Annotated in this window: 18 protein-coding genes, 1 tRNA gene and 1 pseudogene; 18 read left to right on the top strand and 2 right to left on the bottom strand. The window is 60.8% G+C overall.

Annotated elements, in window-relative coordinates; all coding sequences use genetic code 11:
* Positions 1–300 precede the first annotated feature (300 nt).
* The 14 genes and pseudogenes from NDN16_RS12375 (at position 301) to NDN16_RS12310 (ending at position 16,012) form a co-directional block, all read left to right on the top strand.
* Complete coding sequence (locus NDN16_RS12375; protein ID WP_251113887.1) at positions 301–1,845, top strand: LA2681 family HEPN domain-containing protein; 1,545 nt, start codon at positions 301–303, stop codon at positions 1,843–1,845.
* A 3-nt stretch (positions 1,846–1,848) separates the two neighbouring features.
* Positions 1,849–3,324 carry a methylamine utilization protein MauJ gene (gene mauJ, locus NDN16_RS12370; RefSeq protein WP_251113886.1) on the top strand — a complete coding sequence of 492 codons (1,476 nt, stop codon included), beginning with the start codon at positions 1,849–1,851 and terminating at the stop codon, positions 3,322–3,324.
* The gene (locus NDN16_RS12365) at positions 3,305–4,186 is read left to right on the top strand and encodes a DUF4238 domain-containing protein (RefSeq protein ID WP_251113885.1); all 882 of its coding nucleotides are present in this window, start codon (positions 3,305–3,307) and stop codon (positions 4,184–4,186) included. Before mauJ ends, NDN16_RS12365 begins: the two co-directional genes overlap by 20 nt.
* Before the next feature lie 201 nt (positions 4,187–4,387).
* Positions 4,388–5,540: pseudogene (locus NDN16_RS12360) on the top strand (transposase).
* Between the two features lie 305 nt (positions 5,541–5,845).
* A complete protein-coding gene (locus tag NDN16_RS12355; protein WP_251113884.1) occupies positions 5,846–6,049 on the top strand; it encodes a hypothetical protein in 204 nt (67 codons plus the stop codon).
* A gap of 272 nt (positions 6,050–6,321) precedes the next feature.
* Positions 6,322–6,654, top strand: coding sequence for a type II toxin-antitoxin system PrlF family antitoxin (locus tag NDN16_RS12350; protein ID WP_251113883.1), 333 nt, complete (start codon positions 6,322–6,324; stop codon positions 6,652–6,654).
* 2 nt (positions 6,655–6,656) lie between these two features.
* Complete coding sequence (locus tag NDN16_RS12345) at positions 6,657–7,148, top strand: type II toxin-antitoxin system YhaV family toxin (protein WP_251113882.1); 492 nt, start codon at positions 6,657–6,659, stop codon at positions 7,146–7,148.
* A 617-nt stretch (positions 7,149–7,765) separates the two neighbouring features.
* Positions 7,766–8,968, top strand: a complete 1,203-nt coding sequence (locus NDN16_RS12340) for an SIR2 family NAD-dependent protein deacylase (protein ID WP_251113881.1) — start codon at positions 7,766–7,768, stop codon at positions 8,966–8,968.
* Positions 8,955–10,859 (top strand): ATP-binding protein, encoded by a 1,905-nt coding sequence (locus NDN16_RS12335; protein WP_251113880.1) that lies wholly within the window; start codon positions 8,955–8,957, stop codon positions 10,857–10,859. The genes NDN16_RS12340 and NDN16_RS12335 overlap by 14 nt, the downstream gene beginning before the upstream one ends.
* A 5-nt stretch (positions 10,860–10,864) precedes the next feature.
* The gene (locus NDN16_RS12330; RefSeq protein WP_251113879.1) at positions 10,865–11,083 is read left to right on the top strand and encodes a KTSC domain-containing protein; all 219 of its coding nucleotides are present in this window, start codon (positions 10,865–10,867) and stop codon (positions 11,081–11,083) included.
* A gap of 1 nt (position 11,084) precedes the next feature.
* Positions 11,085–12,122 carry a hypothetical protein gene (locus NDN16_RS12325; protein ID WP_251113878.1) on the top strand — a complete coding sequence of 346 codons (1,038 nt, stop codon included), beginning with the start codon at positions 11,085–11,087 and terminating at the stop codon, positions 12,120–12,122.
* Between the two features lie 229 nt (positions 12,123–12,351).
* Positions 12,352–13,575, top strand: a complete 1,224-nt coding sequence (locus NDN16_RS12320; RefSeq protein WP_251113877.1) for an ABC-three component system protein — start codon at positions 12,352–12,354, stop codon at positions 13,573–13,575.
* Positions 13,572–14,057: a three component ABC system middle component gene (locus NDN16_RS12315; protein ID WP_251113876.1), complete on the top strand. Its 486-nt coding sequence runs from the start codon at positions 13,572–13,574 to the stop codon at positions 14,055–14,057. The genes NDN16_RS12320 and NDN16_RS12315 overlap by 4 nt, the downstream gene beginning before the upstream one ends.
* Complete coding sequence (locus tag NDN16_RS12310) at positions 14,054–16,012, top strand: DUF3732 domain-containing protein (protein ID WP_251113875.1); 1,959 nt, start codon at positions 14,054–14,056, stop codon at positions 16,010–16,012. The genes NDN16_RS12315 and NDN16_RS12310 overlap by 4 nt, the downstream gene beginning before the upstream one ends.
* A gap of 437 nt (positions 16,013–16,449) precedes the next feature.
* On the opposite strand, the gene NDN16_RS12305 is transcribed toward NDN16_RS12310, so the two are convergent.
* Together NDN16_RS12305 and NDN16_RS12300 are read right to left on the bottom strand one after the other, a co-directional pair.
* Positions 16,450–16,539 (bottom strand) — tRNA-Ser (locus tag NDN16_RS12305).
* A 149-nt stretch (positions 16,540–16,688) separates the two neighbouring features.
* Positions 16,689–16,898, bottom strand: a complete 210-nt coding sequence (locus NDN16_RS12300) for a cold-shock protein (RefSeq protein ID WP_251113874.1) — start codon at positions 16,896–16,898, stop codon at positions 16,689–16,691.
* A 377-nt stretch (positions 16,899–17,275) separates the two neighbouring features.
* Between NDN16_RS12300 and NDN16_RS12295 the strand changes: the two genes are divergently transcribed.
* The 4 genes from NDN16_RS12295 to NDN16_RS12280 all read left to right on the top strand — a co-directional run bounded on the left by NDN16_RS12295 (position 17,276) and on the right by NDN16_RS12280 (position 21,443).
* Positions 17,276–18,478: a septal ring lytic transglycosylase RlpA family protein gene (locus NDN16_RS12295; RefSeq protein ID WP_251113873.1), complete on the top strand. Its 1,203-nt coding sequence runs from the start codon at positions 17,276–17,278 to the stop codon at positions 18,476–18,478.
* A 101-nt stretch (positions 18,479–18,579) separates the two neighbouring features.
* Positions 18,580–19,776, top strand: a complete 1,197-nt coding sequence (locus NDN16_RS12290) for a D-alanyl-D-alanine carboxypeptidase family protein (RefSeq protein ID WP_251113872.1) — start codon at positions 18,580–18,582, stop codon at positions 19,774–19,776.
* 11 nt (positions 19,777–19,787) lie between these two features.
* Positions 19,788–20,423 (top strand): dTMP kinase, encoded by a 636-nt coding sequence (tmk, locus tag NDN16_RS12285; protein WP_251113871.1) that lies wholly within the window; start codon positions 19,788–19,790, stop codon positions 20,421–20,423.
* A gap of 3 nt (positions 20,424–20,426) precedes the next feature.
* Positions 20,427–21,443: a DNA polymerase III subunit delta' gene (locus tag NDN16_RS12280; RefSeq protein WP_251113870.1), complete on the top strand. Its 1,017-nt coding sequence runs from the start codon at positions 20,427–20,429 to the stop codon at positions 21,441–21,443.
* The last annotated feature ends 3 nt before the right edge of the window (positions 21,444–21,446 follow it).

The following is a 21,446-nucleotide window of genomic DNA, read 5'->3' as shown; positions in this document are numbered from 1 at the left end:
CGACTGGGACATGCTGGACACGTGAGGGGGTTGCATGGAATGCATCTGGGCAATCGTTGGCGCTGCCGCAGTTAGCATGGTCGCTACCCTCGGGACGAGCTGGTTCGGCCACTGGCTCAGCCTGTCTAATGATCATGCTCTTAGACTCAAGTCGACAACATCGGCCCAAGAGTTCTACAGATCGTGCCTCGCACTTAGCCTGGATCAGTGGCACACAGGCAGCGTCAACTCGTTGATGCAACAGGCGACACTCCCCCGCTGATGGCACCGTCACCACGCAAACCATCCTTGGCTTCCCTCATGGTTCAGAAGCTTGATGGGCTTTCCGAAGACAAAGCCATGCAGGTAATCGGTGCGATCATTGATCAAGGCGGCGATGAGGCATCGGTTGCCGCCCTGGATCACGCCAGCGGCCTGCTCGACCAGTACTTGGCCAGGAATGTCGCAGCGCGTCATGCCTGCCGCGCACATTATTTCCGTGCCAACATTTGGAGCTCGAAGCGCCATGCATCGCCGGATTTGCAAGTGTGGCTGTGGAAAAGCGAAGCCATTGACGGCGAGATATTGGAGCTACGCCGGGCGCTGGCGCATCCTGGCTTTCAGGAGTTTGAGCCGCGCGAGCGCGCGCAGATCTATACCAATCTCGGCAACATCCTGAATCATACCGGCCGGTTCATCGAAGCCATCGAATATTGGGATCGGGCGCTGAGCGCCGTTCCCAAGTTCGCAATGGCATGCGGTAACCGTGGAGCTGGGCTAGGGCACTATGCGCATGCGCTCTATGATCCAGGTCATCACCGCGTGTTGATGATTTTTGCCGCAGAGTCGTTGGCGCAAGCATGCGCCGATGATGCCGTGGTCGAGAGTTATGGCTATGAAGAAGCCTTCGGCAAATTCGCGGCGCATCTGAATGACATTTGGACGCGTTACGATGTTCCCGGAATTGCCGGGCAAATCGACATGCTGAACCATTCGATGGGTCGCGGCAAAAAAGAGCGCGAGTACCGGCAATGGTGCTTGAACAACCGCCTCTTCATCAACCCGCTCAACGATGTAGGGCCGAACCCGATCGCCGCACGGGACGTGATGACGTTGCCCTCAATCACGGTCGGCATCGACGCAGGGCCGGGCCTGCCCGCCGTTATCCACTACTTCAACATCATCAAGCAGGAATTCTGCGCCGCACGGTATGCGCTGTATGAGGGTATCGCCTCGACCGGCGTGCATTTCTCGGATCGAGGCGTGCTTCTTTATAACACGCTTGACTATCCTGCTTTCGGCTTTCCCGTCGAGCGGATGAAGATGGCGTTCCGTGGAGCTTACGCAGTGTTCGATAAGACCGCGTTCCTGCTCAATGCCTACCTTACCCTGGGACATAAGGAGCGGCAGGTCAATTTCCGTAGTCTCTGGTTCGTGAAGGGCAAGAGAAAGGAACTCCACCCAGCGCTGGACGGGTTGGCGAATTGGCCGCTGCGCGGCTTGTTTTGGCTATCCAAGGATATCTTCGAGGACGATTTCCAGGCGGTCACCGAGCCGGACGCCCAATCGCTCTACGATCTGCGAAATCATATGGAGCATAAGTTCGTGACGGTGCACGACTGGCTGATGCGGGCGATCTCGCCACAGCTTGCCGAGCCTCGCACTGCGGGCATCTTCGACCTTCCAGTTACCGATCTGATCGCCAAGACTTTGCGTCAATTGAAGCTGGCTCGAGCGACGATCACGTACCTGTCGTTGGGCATCCACGCTGAGGAACGGCGACGTGCCCACGAGAAGGGAAGCGACGCGATAAGCATGCCGATGCTCCTCGATACATGGGACGACGACTGGAAGCGGCAGGATTAGGCCATGCTTGCTAAGCAGCTTTCCCAGGTATTGACCCAACTATCCCGTCACAGCGATGTGGTAACCGATACGTCCATCGATATGGATCAGCGTTTCGAGTCGCTGCGTGGTTACGGTAAATTACCACGCGGCCGTGAGAACCGAGGACGTGCGCTTAGCAACGAGCAGATCGTCGCGGCAGTACTCGGTCTGACCGCTGCGCAGCCGGGCTGGTCAGGGCACGTGGCTACCATTCTCGCAAAGCTGAAGCCGGTCGGTGGAACGAATGATGCATTCGGTGGCGCCACCACGCTAACCGACGCGCTCAGTAACCTGCTATCGAACAAAGCGATTCTTGACAGCGTAATTTCCGTGCGGCTCTCAGTGGCGGAGGCAGGAACCAACAGCCATGGCCTTGGGGTTATCACCTGCGAACATAACGGCACGCGGGACCACTTGTCATTCGTCCGTGACGAGGCGGTATCGTCGCTCCAACCTCGAGCCCACCTGGACGCCGAGTTGCGAAACGCCCCGGTTAGCCGGGAACTGGTCTTCAACCGGCGCTTCATCGAGCAGCTCGCGAGGGCGGTTGCCGAAGCACGGGCGCATCCCTCGCCGCCGGTTGGCGATGGATGCGAGTATGACCGGGAGGATGCGGAGGAAGCGCGCCGCGTGCGGTTGGGCGCAAGGCCATCATCGCGCTTCCTGAATATCGGCGTTGATAATCAAGTAACTTGGCCGCGCGAGGAAATGCTGATCGAGTTTGATCGCTACAAACTCGTGCTGATGCCGAAGACGAAGGACCATGTGCAATCAGTACATATCGATCTGCACGCGAACGGGCTGAGCATGGAAGAGGCGATGACGGTTATTAATCGCTTTCTCAGTTTGCTCGCGTGGTGCGACGATCAGTACGCCATCATGCAGGATGGTTGGGCGGGTAACCCGGTGCCCGTTGCTGTGTCAAAGCGCAATCTCGCTTTCACGACCAGGTACCAATGGGTTTTCAACCGAAATATTCCGACATCGAATGAGGCGCGGCGAGCCCTCGCGCTCTATCGTGAGGGACGAAACGCCGAGCAGAAGTTCATGATCAGCTATGCCGTGCTGAGCTACTTCAAGGTGCTTGAAGTCCGCTACCCGGAGGGAAAGGATATCCGCCCGTGGATCGCGCAGACCTTCGGGCTTCTGCAAAGCAATCTCGACGGCGACCTACTAGCTGCGCTCCAAAAGGCGCGCGGGAGCGAGGACCTCGAGCAATATCTATGGAAAGCGTGCCGGGTGGCCGTCGCCCATGTGCGCGAGAAACACCCCTCCGATCCTGACATCGCCGAAGAATTGCATCGGCTGCATAATGCAGCCGATATCATGCGCCGGTTAGCTCGGCATTTCATAAAAACAGAGCTCGGAGTTTCGGACTCGCCGTTTAGTGATGCGGCTGAGATCGAGTCCGAGCAGAGTGCGGCGTCGTCGTTATCACATGGCCAAACAGGTTACTAAACGCTGCCATTGGGTGGCGCAGTCCTACCTGAAAGCCTTCGCCGCCGATGAGGGCCGGCAACGCATTTGGCGTTTCAGCAGGAACGATGGAGAACCTGAGCTGAAGCGTATCGACAAGGTAGCCGTGAAGTTTCACCTCTACGCATCGCTTAATGCTGACGGCCGGCGAGACGACGCATTGGAGAAGAAGCTCGCAGAACTGGAGCGTTTTTTTGGCGATCCGGTGTGGAAGGCGGTCTGCAATGACTTCCCCGACTTTTCCAGGGAGCCATTGCGCAAGATGGTGGCTCTTTTGGCTGCGGTGACTTGGCTACGCACGCCCCGGCAATTCGAGTTCTGGAAGTCCATGCACCAGCAATGTGCCGATTTCTTCGCCCAGCACGACACACTTCCCGATGCCGTCACCATCGGCGACCGCCGTGTGGAACTGGATCACAGTTCCTGGCCGCACTACCGGGACGCTACCGAGGAGGACATGAAACAAGCCTGGAATGCATGGATCGGGCGAGCTGCTGGTATCGCTCAGATGTTCCTCAAGATGCGCTGGGCCGTTCTCTTCAGTGATAAGCCAGTTTTCATTACCTCCGATAACCCGGTATTGGTCGGCGATACCATCGGTCCGCATTGTGGATTGAAGCACTCTGAAGCCATGGTGACGTTTCCTCTCAGCCCCACACGGGTGCTGATCATGGACAATCGCCACAGCGAGCCAGATGCGCAATTCTATCCGCTCAATCACGACCCGGCTTCGACCAACGTGCTCATTTGGCGGAATGCCATCGAGCATATGTTCTCACCGCGAAATCCCGACGAAGTTTGTGCGGAGATGATTGCAGACGCGGAGCGAATGGGCTTCGCTTAGATTTGGCGGTTTGAGAAGGAGTTTCTCGATCAAAGTACGCGCCAACTGGCGGGCCATTGCCTAGTTTGGCAGACCTGCAGCTAGCCCGCAGATCATGCCGAAACCCTCGAGTCAGCAGTCGGCCCCCCTGGAGCGCACCCCTTTTTGACCGGACAGGTAGCATAGCCGATAAGGCATAGGCATTCGCCTATGAGTACGACTATGTCGAAAGCTCCGGACGGCCCGTTCTCGCGGGTCGAAGTGATCGCCTCGGTGCAGCGCCGGCGCCGCTGGTCCACGGCCGAGAAGGTCCGTCTCGTCGAAGAGGCGATGCAGCCCGGGATGAGCGTGTCGTTCGTAGCGCGCCAGGCCGGCATCTCACCGTCGCAGCTCTTTGCCTGAAAGCGCCGGATGGTGGAGGGCGGTCATGCCGCTGTCGAGGCTGACGAGGATGTCGTCGGGTCATCGAGGGTTCGTGATTTGGAGAAGCGCGTCCGCGACCTCGAACCGCTGCTTGGCCGCAAGACGATGGAGAACGAGATCCTCAAGGAGGCGCTCGACATCACCCTCCAAAAAAAAGCGGACATCGCCCTTGCTGTTGTGGAGCGATCCGACGAACGGTTCACGGTGAGCGCGGTGGCGAGGACGCTGAACGTCGCTCGTTCTCACATCAACGAGCGACGCGGCAGGACGGCCAAACCACGGGTTCCGTACCGCATGGCGGAGGATGCCGAGTTCCTGGCACCGATCCGCGCCATCGTCGATGCCAGGCCGACCTACGGCTATCGCCGTGTCACGGCTCTGCTGAACCGGGAGCTGCGTCTCGAAGGCAAGCCCACGGTCAGCGCCAAGCGCGTGCTACGGATCATTCAGCACCATCGCCTGACGCTGGAGCGCCATACGGCACGTCCACACCCAGAACCCAGAAGTGGTGCGCGTCCTCTTCGTGCTCGATGCCTGCGACCGCGAGATCATTGCCTCGCTCGCGGTCGCCAACGGCGGCATCTCCGGTGAGATGGTCCGCGACCTCATGGTCGCCACCGTCGAACGCCGCTTCGGCACGACGCGAAAGCCACATGCCGTCGAATGGCTCTCCGACAACGGAAGCGCGTACATCGCCAGGGACACCGCCGACACGGCGCGAGCCCTCGGCCTGACGCTGCTCTTCACGCCCGTCCGCAGCCCTAAAAGCAACGGCATGTCCGAAGCCTTCGTCAAAACGTTGAAACGCGACTACGCTCGGGTAACGATCCTGCCCGACGCCGCAACCATCCTCGCCTTGCTACCCCTCTGGATCGAAGACTATTGCGAGGTCCACCCGCACTCAGGATTGAAGTTCCGCTCGCCTCGCGAGTTCATCAGGCTCAGTGCCTAAACCCAACCGCCGTCTGTCCGGCGAAACGGGGTCCACTCCACCCCCCGGTCATGCCCCAGCCTATTTGTTGAGAGGCATGCGAAGGAGCCGTAGCGAGTGATCGGCGGTTGTAGCGAGTGCCATGCGGCTTTGTAGGGCGTGCGAGAACCCCTGCCCGTAGGGCGACCACCCCGCAAAATGCTATCCATTTGATGTTAAAGAGATAGCCGGCGAATTAGTGCGGTAATCGGCTGAACGACCCGAGAGATAGGTGACGATTTGTACCGGACATGGGTAACACTTTTCGCTTTTGGGGGGAGGTGTTGATGCCGTGGAAGCAGTATTCGGTTATGGATGAGCGTGTTCGTTTTGTCGGCCGTCTTCTCGACGACGAGGGCATGAGCGACGTTTGCCGTGCGTTCGGCATCGTCAGCTTCATGAACTACGATCTGGGATATATCGACCTGGAACAGAAAACTCTGCAAACTATCGACAACCCGTTCGGCACAAGGTTGTCACCCATGTCTTAGGTACGATCTGTTACCTATGTCTCCGGGCCGTACAGGTCTGAAATGGCGGGCCATGCGAGATAGCGATGAGAACTATGTCTACTCCATAGCCCTCTATAGCCCTCCTAAATAGGGATGTCTGCTTCGCGCCTGAAGGTCGGACGTTCAAATACCGATGGCCACTTGCCAAAAGCGGACATCACGTGGGCCCATCCTGATAGTCGTTAGGCATGCCTCTTGACAAAGTAAGGAAATTTCCTTACCTATGCCGAGGATCAGAATTGGAGCCAATCATGGGCGCGTTGCTGAAAGAAGAAAGCACTATCACCGCCAAGGGCCAGACGACCGTTCCCAAGAGCGTCCGGCAGGCTTTGGGCGTGGACTACGGGGGGCGCATTGCCTTCTTCGTCGACGACCAGCGCCGGGTCCATGTCGAGAAGGCGACGGAAGAGGTCAGCGATCCGGTCGTGAATCGCTTCCTCGAATTTCTGGCACAGGACATGAGCAGGAACCCCGGCACATCCGTCGTTGCGCTGCCCGCCAGTTTGCGCGACCGCGTGGCCGCGCTTGTCGGGGATATGGACGTGGACCTCGATGCCGAGATTGACGGGGATGTTGCGCTCTAGCCATGCTGACGATCAATGGCTGGACCATTCTGGCGCATCCCCTCTTTCTCGATCAGTTGGAAAAGCTGACCGACGCTGTTGAGGCGTTGAAGGCCAGGAAGCCCGACGAATACCAGAAGAATGCGAGCACGAAGCTCTTGGCCGCTTTGAACAAGCTGGTGTTCCAGACAATCCCTGCCGACCCGACCGCAACCATCTATCGACAAGGTTCGACGCTCGGCGAGGCGCACAAGCACTGGTTCCGGGCGAAGTTCGGCAATGGCCGCTTCCGTCTGTTCTTCCGGTATGACTCGACCGCGAAAATCATCATCTTCGCCTGGGTGAATGATGAAACGACTTTGCGGACCTACGGCGCCAAAACCGACGCCTACAAGGTTTTCAAATGGATGCTGGAGGACGGCAATCCGCCTGACAATTGGGCCGCGCTTCGCAAGGCCGCGTCCGATCCGGCCGCAGTTGACCGGCTGGAAAAAACCTCGCCCCCGAATCCGTGACGAATGCTGTTGTACGTTACAGGATTGCGCGTTGCCCTTCGGGTTGGGCTTTAGGCTGCGCAAGAACCACGCCAAGGATGCGCTTCCGCCATTCGGCTTCGCGTCGGCAGCAGGATCATATCGAGCTGATTGCGTCGGAGAATATGCCTCCGCCTTTGCCGGGCGGATCGTTGCCGAGGCTGACAAGGTGCGGATTACGTGCACGCAGTCATGAAGGTGTCGGTCCTCAGGTCGGGAACAGTGATTCTGCACTGAACTCCAGTCTCCGGCTGACAGTGGCCATCTGAAAACATAGAGTCCGCTTGGACCGATCAGAAGGTCTGCTATAGCGGACGATCCGAACCTGATCAGATCAGGTGTCAATATAAATAGGTTTACCACTTGTATTGCGTTACAAATTGGTGATGAAATATTGATTCAGCACGGGGTCGTTGGGGGATATCCGAACTTATCGGCAAAAGAAGGCTAGTGACGTCATTGTCACGGCGATAATGGGAGATCGCGCCAGCGGATTGTGGCGTCCACCTTCGGGCCGCCCGACATCGCCGGCCTGTTCGGGTAGAAGATTAAGGACTACTAATTCCGGACCAGGGAGGGAGTGCTGGCTAGGCGGCGAGATGCATAAACATGATCCGGTTCGACAGATCAGCTTCATTCAGCAGGCGCTGTCGCAGAACCGTAAACCGATCGGCTTCTTCCTCGGCGCGGGCTGCCCGCTGTCGATCCGTGTCAATGAGCGCGAGGAGGATGGAAAGACTATCACCGACCCACTGATCTGGGACGTGGCAGGACTGACGAAGGTAATCGCCAAGACCCTGTCCAGCGGGGACCCCATAAACCCCAAAAGTTGGGACAAGATCGTTCAGATCGTGAAGGAGGATGGCGGCAACAGTGGCAATATCGAACTCATCCTCAGCCGCATCCGCGTGTTCGCGAGCGTCGCCGGTATCGGAAATGTACGCGGCCTCACAGCAACAGAACTCAAAGTGCTCGATGCCGAGGTATGCAAGGTGATCTCCGAGGAGGTCACCCGTACGCTTCCGGAAAAGGACAGCCCTTATCACAATCTTGCGATCTGGAGTCGCTCGATCCGTCGTGAGCGGCCCGTCCATCTCTTTACGACCAATTACGACCTGCTGATGGAGCAGGCGCTCGAGGAAAGTTCAGCGCCCTATTTCGACGGCTTCATCGGTGCCCGGAAGGCTTTCTTCGACCTCGGCGCCGTTGAGGACGAGGGCTTGTTGCCGCCGCGGTGGACCCGGCTGTGGAAAATTCATGGCTCGCTCAACTGGCGCTTAGAGAATGAGACGGACGTCGTTCGAACCGATGAGAAGACCGATAAGCAGAGCTACTTAATCTACCCGTCGCATCTCAAATATGACCAGAGCCGCAAGATGCCATATCTCGCGATGCTCGATCGGCTGAAGTCTTTCCTTCTCGCGCCGTCTTCGCTGCTCTTCATCTGTGGCTATTCCTTCGCAGACGAGCATATCAATGACGTCATATGCCGTAGTCTCGAGGCGAACCCGACCGCGCATGTCTTTGCCTTTGTTTATGGTGACCTAGAGACGGACAGCTACAAGCTGGCGCGCCAGTGTGCGCTAGCGACCCCGAATCTGAGCCTGTTGGGTTTCGACAAGGCTATCGTCGGCCGCACCCCGGGTGACTGGACAGGCGACGGCGCGGATGACCTTGTGCTGCCGCCCAGCATCCTCGTGAAGGATGGCGACAAGGTCACCGTGAGGCTCGGTGACTTTGCCGCGCTCGGCGCGCTGTTGCGCGGTCTCTCCGGCGACAGGATGAGCGATGATCCAGCCTGATCTGGCCAACCGGGCAACAGTGATCGGCACTGTCCAGGACGTCAGCGGCACTTCGGTCAGCGTCACCTTGACGTCGGACCGCTTCTCGGGCCTGAGCTTTGTCCACGGTCAGGGCCATAAAATCGGCCAGATCGGTAGCTTTGTTAAAATTCCAATCGGCTATGTCGACCTATATGGGATCGTGTCGCAGGTAGGCGCCAGTGCGGTTCCCGAGAAGGCCGCACTTTCGATGCCCAACGGGCTGCGCTGGATGACAGTCCAGCTGATCGGCGAGGGCTATAGGACAGGCCGGTTCCAGCGTGGCATCTCGCAATATCCGACCTTCGAGGACGAGGTCCATCTCGTCTCTGAGGCAGATCTCCAGGCGATCTATGGCCGGTCGGACAAGCAGAATCATCTGGTCCGGGTCGGTCATGTGGCAGGCAGCGAGTCGATTGACGCACTTGTCGACGTCAATAAACTCGTGACGCGCCACAGCGCGGTCGTTGGCACGACCGGCTCAGGTAAGTCGACAACAGTCGCGGGGCTGTTGAACGTCCTGTCGGATGAAAGGCGCTTCCCTTCAGCGCGGATCGTCGTGCTCGATCTCCACGGCGAATATGGCAAGGCACTCGGCGACCGAGCGAATATCTTCAAGATCAGCCCGGATGCCCGCAACGCCAATGAGCATCGGCTGTGTATCCCTTTCTGGGCGCTTAGCTTCGATGAGCTCATGCGGGTGACATTCGGAAGCCTCCCGCCCGATGGAAAAGCACGCAACATCATCCTCGAGCAGATACTCGAGGCCAAGATCGCAAGCCTAACGGCGCAGCCGATCGCCGGTGTCGATTCCGCCAGCATCACCGCCGATAGCCCGGTACCTTTCTCGCTCAACAAGCTCTGGCATGACCTCTATTGTCGCGAGTTCGGAACCTATCTCAGCGCCGGCGGCGCAAACCCGTCAGATCAGGCGACCTGGGCCTACGAATGCGATCCTTTGGGCGCGAAGATCGTGGGGGATGCGCAGGCCGCGGTCCCGCCGCGCTTTCGCAAGGTCAAGAATGTCGCCGCTGATCCGGAGAAGATCAATTGGCTCCCGGACGTCCTCAACATCCGGGGGCCGCTTGAGGCGCTCGGCGCTCGGCTTCGCGTCGCGCGCTACGACTTCCTGCTGAAGGCCGGCGACTGGCATCCCGAGCTCGACGGCACGACGACCAAGACGCTCGCGGATCTCGTCGGTCAATGGCTCGGCAGTGACAAGCCGATCACGATCCTCGACCTGTCAGGCATTCCCTCGACGGTGACGAACGATATCATCGGCAACATCTTGCGCGTCCTTTACGATGGTCTCTTCTGGGCGCGTAACCTCTCGGAGGGCGGGCGCGAACGCCCGCTGCTCGTCGTGATGGAAGAAGCGCACAGCTATCTTGGCGACAATGGCAGCAGCGCCGCCTCGATCGCGACCCAGCGCATAGTCAAGGAAGGGCGCAAATATGGGATCGGCGCGATGATCGTCAGCCAGCGCCCGGCCGAGATCAATCCCACGATCCTGTCACAATGCGGGACCTTCTTTGCAATGCGCTTGAGCAACGCCACCGATCGCTCACATGTGACCAGCGCGCTCTCTGACAACCTTGAAGGTTTGACGAGCATGTTGCCGGTGCTGCGCACCGGCGAGGCTATCATTCTGGGCGAAGCGGTAAGACTCCCGATGCGGACAATGATCCAGGCGCCGCCTCGCGATCGTCGCCCCGACAGTCAGGATCCGCTGATCTGCGACGAAGCCGCGCCCGAGGATTCGATGACACCAGGCGGTTGGAACCTGAAAATGCACATCGCCGCGGACTATCGCTATTTTGTCGAGACTTGGCTCCAGCAGAACCCGGTCCCCACCCCGCCCAAGAAGGAATAACACATATGGCCTGGCAGGATTTCGCCCCCTTTACCTCGTCAAACATCGCCGCAATCCGCTACGATGAAGATCAGCTGCTGCTCGAGGTCGAGTTTCTCAACAGCACCCGCTATCATTATTATGATGTGCCGCCGCAGATTGCGCAGGCCTTCGATCAGGCCGGATCGAAGGGGACTTTCCTCGCGTCGACCATCAAAGGTCATTATCGCTACAGCCGGGTCTAATATGCCACTTGTCAGCCTTGACCAGAAAAATAGTCGCGTTCAGTTTGGTGCCTTCGAGGTCGACAACAAGATCCTGTTCGAGTTCTTCAATAAGGTTCCCGCCGCCGATCGCGACGAGCAGCTTCACAAGGCGCTCTATATCGGCGTCTTGGCTCTCATGGAGGACCGGCTCTCGAGCTTCCTCTCGCGGACAGCGAACGAACTCGGGACCGAGCTCGAAAGCCTGAAACTTATCTTCGATATGAAGAAGGAGCTTTTCTACCGGTCGGCGGTGAAGGGCGTGCTCGCCGAGGCCGATATCGCCGACTTCCTGTCGGAGTTTTTTGATCGCCAGAAGCTCGCCGACCGTATCGAGCTGACCGGTGACCGTGCCGGTGCAATCCGTCGAAACAAGACGGGCGACATTGTTTGCCATCTTGCTGGCGACAGTGGAAAACGGATCGCGATCGAATGCAAGTTCGACAAGAGCATCCGCCTCGGTGACATCCAGACCAAGGATGTCTTCACCAAAAAAGCGGATACGGCCTGGAGCCAGCTACTCGAAGCGCAGGCCAATCGCGACGGGCAGGCCGGAATCATCGTCTTCGACGCCTCGCTCGTCGACAACAGCATCCTCGCCGCTGTCCAGGACCTGAAATTCCTCCCCGGTATCGGGCTGATCGCGATTATCGATTCCCAGAAGGGCGATTATCGCAACCTCGCCATCGCTTACATGCTGGCACGCGACATCGCGCTTAATGCGAAGACACTCGAGCTGGACACCGACGTCCTCAAGATCATCGTGAACCGGCTGATCAAGGATGCGCGCGACATGGCGCTGGTGAAGCATCTCGTCACCGCCAATATCGACAATATGAAGCAAATCCTCGCACAGATCGAGAAAGGCATCCTTCTTGCTGAATTCAATCAGCGCTACCTCATCAAGTTTCTCACCGAGGGGACCCTCACGAAGGAAGACATGCTTGCTTTTTATGCGGGCGAAGAGGTTAAGGAGCGTTTCCGGCTCGTTGAACGCGAGATTGGCGACCTTTGCGCATGAGATGTCGAACTGTCGCCCCTGCAGGTGGCCTTCCTCTAGGTTAGCGCCTTGAACCTGCCAGTCGGCTGTCGGCTCGCCACGACGACGCCGTCTTTTACAGTGACCGTGTCCACATTCGATTGGATCGCCCGCGGTCATCAGCAAGAAGGAAAGCTGGATAAGGCAAAGCCTGCGGAAATATGCTTAGGCTTACGGGAATGAGTGTTAGGCTATTTCATCTAGGAGCATAATGCAGCAGGGTTCGGCGACAGCGACGAAGGGGCATGCTGCGGGAGCGGCTTGGCAGGGCTTCTACTATCAGGCGTTCTACGCCTTGCTCCTGCTACTGCAGCAGAAGGCCGATGACGCCGCCGTCGCGGTCGAGCAACTGGACGACGTCGAGGTCAAGATTGACGGCCATACCCTCCTACACCAGCTCAAGCACTCGATGGCCGCGACGCCCGCGCCGCTGTCGCTGAAGTCCGTGGCCTTGTGGAAGACCCTCAAGGTTTGGATCGACATCCTTCCGAACATCACGCTCGCCGAAACCTCCCTCCATCTGGTGACGGTGGCGCCGTTGGCGAAGGACAACGGGCTGGAGGTTCTGCTCACGGCTGGCTCGGACCGCGCCGCGTTGCTCGCCGCCCTGGTCGCAGAGGCGACCCGCGTCAGGACCGAGCGTCTGCAGGCTGTCACCGCAAAGGCCCCGGCACCGCACGCGGATCGGGCGGCAGGCTGCGAGGCGTTTCTGGCGTTAAGCGACGCGACCCGCGCCAACCTGCTGCGAAGTGTCGTCCTCAAGCCGGACAGCCTTACGCTTCCGGAAATTGAGCAGGCGGTGGCGACCGAGCTCATACTTCTGCCGCCAGCCGACAGGCCCGCGGTCGCCGTCCGCCTGATGCAATGGTGGGATCGGGAGATCGTCTATTCGCTGTGTGGCCAGCGGGACGTGGTGATTTCACGCGCCGAGCTGCAGCAGAAGTACAGCGCTATCGTGGCGGAGATCGAGCAGGATGTCCTGACTGCGGATTTCGAACTGTCGACGCCGCCCGCCGACTACCAGCCGGATGGCATGCTTGCGCGCCAGATTCATCTCGTGAACGGGCTGGACGCAGATCTCACGCGGGCGATCCGGGAGGAGTGGAAGGCGCGCGAGCAGCGGGGAAAGTGGACCAACGCCAACCCCGCCATGGCGACGACCATCGGAGAGTACGATCGGTTGCTCCAACTCGAATGGTCTGATCATCACGCCCAGATGTGCGGCGACTGCGCTGGCTTGGAGGCCCCGGAACGGGCTGAGGCGGGCCTCAAGATCCTCCGGTGGTCACATCATCAGGCACCCAACACCATTCGCCCGATCACCAAGGGCTGGGATGCCTCCTACTATGTGCGCGGTAGCTACCAGGTCCTCGCGATCGATTTGAAGGTCGGCTGGCACGCGGACTTCGAAGCCCTGCTCGGAGGCGATGAGTGAGGGTCGCGCACGATGTCTATTCAGAGACCAACCCTGCCTTCTGCGCCTTTGTCCTGGCCGCCTTCGTCGATGCCTATGCGGTGACCAAGGGACGCGGTCCGGACCTTGCGACAGCTTACATTGCCTTGCCGATCGCCCTGTCCGGAGACCTTGGACCGAGCTTCGAGGGAACAAACAAGAAGACCGGGCTCGCCATGTGGCTGCAACGGCGGCCCGAGGTGCAGATCGGTCTGGCCGAACGGGTAAACAAGACCCTGGAGATCGTCACCGAGGGGGTGCGATTCAGCGCCTTCATCGAGGTCGTGACTTTCGAAGCCGACGGTCGCCTCAAGATTGGGCCCGAAAAGCTCAAGGCGAGTGCGGTCAAGGCGCTGACCGATCAACCAGCGCAAGCGGTGAAGCGCGCCGAGCGGCTTGGGTACTGGTTCGCCGACGCGGGATCGACCCGTACCGTTTTCGATATGATGGGACTGACCGTATGATCCGCTGGAATATCGCCACAATCTTCTTCCTGAGCGTATCTGGCGAACGTCGCGACGTCACCCTGACGCCCGATGCGATGAATATCATCACTGGCGCGTCCGGCACCGGTAAGTCGACGCTGATCAAGGCCATCGACTACTGCCTCGGTTCGAGCAAATGCGAGCTTCCGGCCCATGTCCGTAGGCGAGTGGTGGCCGTGGGCGTCAAATGGGTCGCCGGGCCGGATGAAATGATTATCGCCCGGATCGTCCCGCCCGTTGGTCAGGACACCAGCGGCTACATGTACGTCCATTCGGGCCGGGACCTGTCGCTGCCCGATCAGGTCGAGGATCTCGACGGTGCCACCAATGTGGAGGCTGCCAAGGCCTTCATCGAGCGCGCGTTCGGTATCGGCGACCTCGGCATCGCCGAGAACAGTCAGCCGGGTGCGAGAGGGCGGGCCACTGTCCGACACGTGACGCCATACCTCTTCGTGACGAAGGAAGTGATCTATAGCGAAACGGTGCTGCTCCATGGTCTCGAACAGGCGGCGAAGGCCCGGGATATCGTGGGCTCGATGCCCTACTTCCTGGGCGTGCAGGATGAGGCCGGGGCGCTCGCCGAGCGCCGTCTGCGTCATCTGCAAAGGGCGCTGGAGAAGGGCGAGGCCCGCGAGCGACATCGCGCCGCCGTCGATACCGCGCTGAAGCAGCGCGCGCTCAGCCTCTTGGTCGAGGCGAACCGGTTCGGCCTGACGGCGGCGCCGTCGCCTGACGCCAGCGAGGCGGCCCTACTGGCCCAGGTCCGCGAGGTGGCCGAAACGCGGCTGGCCGCGAACGCCTATCCGAGCGAGGGCGAGATTGGCGCGCTGCACACGCGCCGGCGCGGCATTCTTGACGACCTTGCCGACACACGTCGCCAGATGGCGGCGGCCCGAGCGGCGATCCGGGACGCCTCGGGGTTCGAGGGTGCCGTGACACGTCAGCGCGAGAAGCTGATGCTGGCGGAACACCTTCACCTGAATGGCGTCGCTGGTATCTGTCCCGTATGTGAAGCGCCGTCGGAAAAAGGGCGCGAAACAGCGAAAGCCCTGACGGCGACTCTTACGACGATTCGCGCAGAGAGCGCCGCTGTGGAACGGGTTCGACCTCGTCTGGTCGAGCATGGCGAAGAGGTCAATGCGCGGTTCCGCGCCCTGAACGCCGAACTCCGGGAAGTGGACGGCCAGATCGAGACTTGGCTGCGACAGACCGAAGAGACGCGACAACTCGCCAATCTCGGACAGCAACGGGCCCATCTACTCGGACGTGTGTCGTTCTTCCTGGAGTCCAGCGGCGACCACGACAAGCAACTGTCTACCAATCTCGACAGCCTGAGGACGGAGATTCAGGAGCTCGAAGCGCGGGTGAATCGTGAGGCTCGCGAGATCAAGCTAAAGCGCGCCGAAGCTAAGGTGTCGAAGTTCGCCTCCGAGACCTTCAAAATTCTTCCGACGGTCGCGCCGTGTATCGGCTCGGACCTCGACTTCTCCAGCCGCGTGCCCGAGGTGGTGGTGATCGAGGATGCCAGCGACGCCGTCCTGAGAATGCCGGACGTTGGGTCGGACCAGAACTATCTGGCTGTCCATATCGCCCTCTCTTTTGCGCTGCAGCGCTATTTCGAGCTTGTGAAGGCGCCCGTACCGGGACTGCTCGTCCTCGATCAGGTTAGCCGACCCTATTTTCCGACGAGCGGAGACGACGACGAGACCGAGATTTCCGGTAAGACAGAGGACGAGGATGTACGAGCCATGCGCCAGCACATCGATTTCCTGTTCACGGAAACCTCGAGGCGATCCGGTCTTCAGGTTCTCCTGATCGAGCACGCCTTCTTCGCGGATGACTCCCGCTATGTCGCTGCGACACGCGAGAGATGGACGCGGGGATCAGGAAACGCTCTCATTCCGCTGGATTGGCCGACGCGTCCGGACGTCTAGGGGTTCGGTTCCCGTTCAGAAACATCGCAGTGCTGTCGCGGGTTCGGACGGCCTGCGCGCATCGGAGTGAGTCTAGGCGTCGGGGCGGTGAAATCAGCTATAGCTGGGGGCAAGCGAGATACGCGAGGCAGGGAGTTCGTCATCTGACTGCATGCGGCTTGCCGAGCGGAATATCCGGTTAGCGCGCGTTGGTAAATGTCCACTCGTGGCGCCAAGCTGTCATCGCGAGTTGTGAAGGCATCACGCGCTAAGCACGATTTCCGGCGAACACTCGGCGGCCATTTTCGGCGTGGGCTATGCTGCATGGTCGGGTGAGTGAGAACCCTCATTTAATAGTGCTATGGAGGGCTATCGGCGGGACTTACAGCGTAATAGCCGAAAATATTGTGCGGTGATCGGCAGTTATGGGCGGCAATATCGCGCTATCGGCGGCGAAGTGGCGGAAGGGGTGGGATTCGAACCCACGGTACGGTCTCCCGCACGGCGGTTTTCAAGACCGCTGCCTTAAACCACTCGGCCACCCTTCCACAGCCGAACGTTTCGGCGAATCAGCGCGACCGAAAATGGGATCTGCGCGATGCCGACGAACGACCGTCGAAACGGTCTTTATCGTCTCGCCGAGGGGCGCGCAACTGGATCGGTGGCGATGCCTTGGACACCGCCACCGCCCTTGAAACTAAAGGAGCTTGAGGTTTACGGCCTTGTCGCCCTTGCCGCGACGATCCGGCTCGGTGTCGTAGGAAACCTTCTGGCCGTCGTTCAGGGCCGTGATCCCCGAATTCTGTACCGCCGAGATGTGTACGAAGGTGTCCGGACCCCCATTGTCCGGGGTGATGAAGCCGAACCCTTTGTCGGCGTTGAAGAATTTAACAGTGCCAGTAGCCATGAGTGTCTTTCGGTAACGACCGCGAACGTGCGGCAAACTCACAATGGCATGTTTTAGGGGTCAGATACAAATTGTGGCTTGAATCCGTCATGAACCGCTCCACGGCCATGCCCTTCGCAAGCCCTCAGACAGCAGATCATTCATGTGAATGATATCGGAAAAGATGAAACCTTTTGCACGGTAGTGAAACGCACGTTATCATCCATACATTCATCTTGCTTCCTTGCGCGAAAATTTACCCTCGATCACCCCGGAAACACGCGTTTGTCATTAGCGGCTTGCCTTGCGCGTTAATTTGTTGGTAACAATTTCCGAAGAGGGATGGCCGCGTTCCAAATGGCCGGTATCTGCAGGCGTCACATCTGAGGGGACAAAAGATGAAAATGACTGCCGATGCGTCACGTGCTCGCGTGGCGCCCGTCGTCATCGCCGTATGTGCAACCGCCTTTCTGGCAGCGTGCCAATCCGGTTCTTCCACGCATGCCGAGCTGGCGCCCGAGCCGGACGCACCGGCCTTCACCTCCGCCGAGTACGGCGTGGAAGCAAGCCCGCGGGTGAGCAACCTGAAGCAGGTGCGCAAGGGCGGGGGCCGCGACCATGTCGGCAAGCCCTACAAGGTCAAGGGCAAGTGGTACTATCCCAAGGAAGACGAGAATTACGAGAAGGCCGGCAAGGCATCGTGGTACGGCGCCAACTTCCATGGCCGGCTGACGGCCAACGGCGAAGTCTACGACATGTACCACCTGTCGGCCGCCCATCCGACATTCCCGCTTCCGTCCTACGCCCGCGTGACGAACAAGAGCAACGGCAATTCCGTTCTTGTCCGCGTCAACGATCGCGGGCCGTTCTCCCATAATCGTATCGTCGACGTATCGTCCAAGGCCGCAGACGTTCTCGGCTTCAAGAGCGCCGGCATCGCCGACGTGAAGGTTGAGTATGTCGGCCGTGCCCCTGTCGACGGTGACGATACCCCCATGCTGATGGCGTCGTTCCGGCCGGGCGGGCAGGGCGGCGAACAGGATGGCCTGCCGCAAGGCGTCATGGTTGCCTCGGCCGAGCGCCCGAGCGACGAGATGCTCGTCGCAGCGGCCTTCGCGTCCGCCGGTCACGACACGCCTGCCATTTCGGCCGCTGCAGGCAGCGGCGTACCGGGCGTGCGGTCCATGCAGGCGATCCAGCAGGTGACGGCCGCGGAGCGGGCGGCACGCAGCGAAGGCTTCGCGATGCCGGTCGCGGCTCCCGCGCCATCGGCGCCCGCTTTCGCACCCATGCCCACGCCACGGTCCGGCATGCTTTCTTATGCGCCGGCGCAAACGCAGAGCAACGCATTCGGCGCCCTTGCCGCCATCGCCGCCGGAACCGAAACGATCGAACTCGGCATCCTGACGGACGCAACCGTGCTGGCCGGCGTGGAAGCACTGGCCGGAAGACACGGCAATGTTACGCGTGAGGCGGTGCCCGCGGAGTTCGGCGGCGGCGTTTCCCTGACGCTCGCCCTGGCGCCCGGCGAGAACGCGGACCTGGTTCTGCAGGCCCTCTGGACCAGCGGCGCCGAGGATGCCTTCGTCGTCAAGGAATGAGTTAACGATATCGCGAGGCTTTTGACGAAGCGGTCGCCCCGTCATGGCGGCCAGCCCCGGGTTTGCTACACTGCCGGTTGAATGTTGCGGCGGAGGAACCCATGATCAGCTTCAGTACGGTGCGCGCGCCGATCCTTCCCTGCGTATCCGCCTTTCTGCTTCTGGCCCTGGCGGCTCCGGTGGCCGCTCAGGATGCGGCGCCATCCTTCTTCAACCAGACCAAGGCGCGGCAGGCGCTCATCGTAGATGGCGAAACGCGCGCCGTCCTGCTGGAGAAGAACGCCGACGTCGCCTTCGGTCCTGCCTCGCTCGCGAAGCTGATGACGATGGAAATCGTCTTCGATGCCCTGAAGAGGGGCGAGCTTTCGCTCAACCAGAGTTTCACCGTCAGCGAGCATGCGTGGCGCACCGGGGGCGCGCCTTCCAGGACATCGACCATGTTTGCGGCCGTCAAATCCAGCGTAACGGTGGAGGCCCTGCTGCAAGGCGCCATCGTCCAGGCCGCCAACGATGCCTGTATCGTGCTGGCCGAGGGCATGTCCGGCTCCGAGGGCGCCTTCGCCCAGCGCATGAACCGGCGCGCCGCCGAGATCGGGCTGACGGGCAGCCATTTCGTCAATCCGACGGGCCTTCCGGCGGAGGGACAAAGCGTGACGGCGCGCGACCTTGTAACGCTGGCGCGCCATATCGAAGCGACCTATCCCGAATACTACCGGCTTTATTCGCAACCCGAATTCGAGTGGAACAAGATCCTCCAGCGCAACCGCAACCCCTTGCTGCGTCTCGATATCGGCGCCACGGGCATGGGCACCGGCTTTACCGAAGCATCCGGATACTCCCTCGTCGGCGTGACCGAACACGGCGGCCGCAAGACCTTCATCGCGCTCGGCGGCCTTGCCAGCGACGCGGAGCGGGCACGCGAGGCCGCGACGCTGCTCAAGTGGGCCGACGATACGTTCGAAAGGCAGGAAATATTCTCGGCCGGCGAGACTGTCGGCCATGCCACCGTGTATGGCGGGACGGCTCCGCGCGTTTCCCTGCGCACCGCGGAAGACGTCGTCGCCTATGTTCCGAATGCGTCGCCGGACCTAGTCAAGGCTGTGATGATCTATGACGGCCCCTTGCGTGCGCCGATCGAGAAGGGGCAGAAGATAGGCCGGGTCGAGATGCGGATCGAGAATCAGGCCAGCATCGTGCGGGACCTGTTCGCCGGAGAGGACGTGCCGCAAGGCACATTCTCGAGCCGCGCGCTGGATGCCGCGCATGAACTGGCGTTCGGCTGGATCCGCGCATTGTAGAAAGGCGCGACTTGGCGGGGCTGTTCATCACTTTCGAAGGCGGAGAAGGCAGCGGCAAGTCCACGCAGGTCTCACGGCTGGCGCAGGCGCTGCGAAAACTCGGGCGTAGCGTTGCCACGACGCGCGAGCCGGGCGGCACGACCGGCGCGGACATGATCCGCGAGATGGTGCTCGGCGGCGACGCGGAGGCTTTCGGGAACGATGTCGAGGCAGCCTTGTTCGCGGCGGCGCGCGCCGATCATGTCGACAGCGTGATCGCGCCGGCGCTGGCCGGCGGCACCGACGTCATCTGCGACAGGTTCCACGATTCGACCCGGGTGTACCAAGGCCGCGGCGACAATGCGCACTATCTTGCCGCGCTGGAAGACGCCGCCATGGGCGACTGCCGCCCCGAGATGACCTTCATACTGGACCTCCCGGCGGAAGAAGGCTTGCGCCGGGCCGCGGCACGCCGCGAAACGGCCACGGCCGACCGCTTCGAGGCGGAGGCGCTGAGCCTGCACGAAGAAAGACGTCTGGCGTTCCTGGCCATCGCCGCGCGCGAGCCGGAGCGGTGCCATGTCGTCGATGCGCGGCGTCCGGCCGATGTGGTTGCCGACGATATACTTGCCCGCGTGTCGGAGCGCCTGGGCCTCAAGGAAGTCTGATCCATGTCGGATATTCAGGCAGTCGCGCAGGCGCGGCACGACGACCTGGACGGTATCCCGCCTCCGGCGGCGCAGCCGGGCGTCGTCGGGCACGACGCAGCACTCGGGGAGCTGATGCAGGCTCTCGACAGCGGCCGGATGCACCATGCATGGCTGCTGCAAGGGCCGCCGGGCATCGGCAAGGCGACGCTCGCCTTCGCTTTCGCACGCCATCTGCTGGCGTCCACGGGCGAAGACCCCCTCGCGGTGAGGCGACAGGTAGCGCAGGCAAGCCACCCCCGGCTGATTCATGTGAGCCGCCCGTTGGCCGACAAGGGCGGCGGCTTCAAGACGCAGATCACCGTGGACGAAATCAGGCGCCTGATGCATTTCTTCCATACGACGGCGGGTCTCGGCTGGCGGGTCGCCATCGTCGATCCGGCCGACGACATGAACCGCAATGCTGCGAACGCGCTGCTGAAGATACTCGAGGAACCTCCGGCGCGCTCGCTGTTCCTGATCGTGAACCACATGCCCGGCCGCCTGCTGCCGACCATCCGCTCGCGCTGCCGGGTCCTGCGCCTGGGCGAACTGCCGGCGTCGGCCATCGCGGACCGGCTGCGCCAAGACGTTCCGGACGCAGCCGACGAGGAGATCGCACAGGCATCGACCCACGCCATGGGCAGCATGCGGACAGGGTTTCAGAATCTTATCGGCGGCGGGGCCGACGTCAATGCGCAGGTGCGGGCCTTGTTCGCGCTGTCCACGCCGGATTGGGCCGGCATACAGGCGCTGGCCGACGCCGTCACCGTCAAGGGGCGCGAGGCATCCTACGGCCTGATGGTCCGCGAGTTGTTCCGGGCGTTGGGAGCGGAATCCGAGGCGGCGCTGGCCGCCGGGAACCTCGTCGCCGCCGAGCGGCTCGCAGAATTCTGGCAGGCGGAGAATGCCCGCTGGCGCGAGGGCGAGGCCTATAATCTCGACCGCAAGCAGATGCTGCTGACCTTCTTTACCGGGCTCGCCGCCGCGCGAAACGATTGAGCC

It is taken from the genome of Aureimonas altamirensis (genome assembly GCF_023702225.1).
GTDB lineage: Bacteria > Pseudomonadota > Alphaproteobacteria > Rhizobiales > Rhizobiaceae > Aureimonas > Aureimonas altamirensis_B.
The sequence above is the reverse complement of the archived record's forward strand: the minus strand, read 5'-3'. Positions and strand labels throughout refer to the sequence as shown.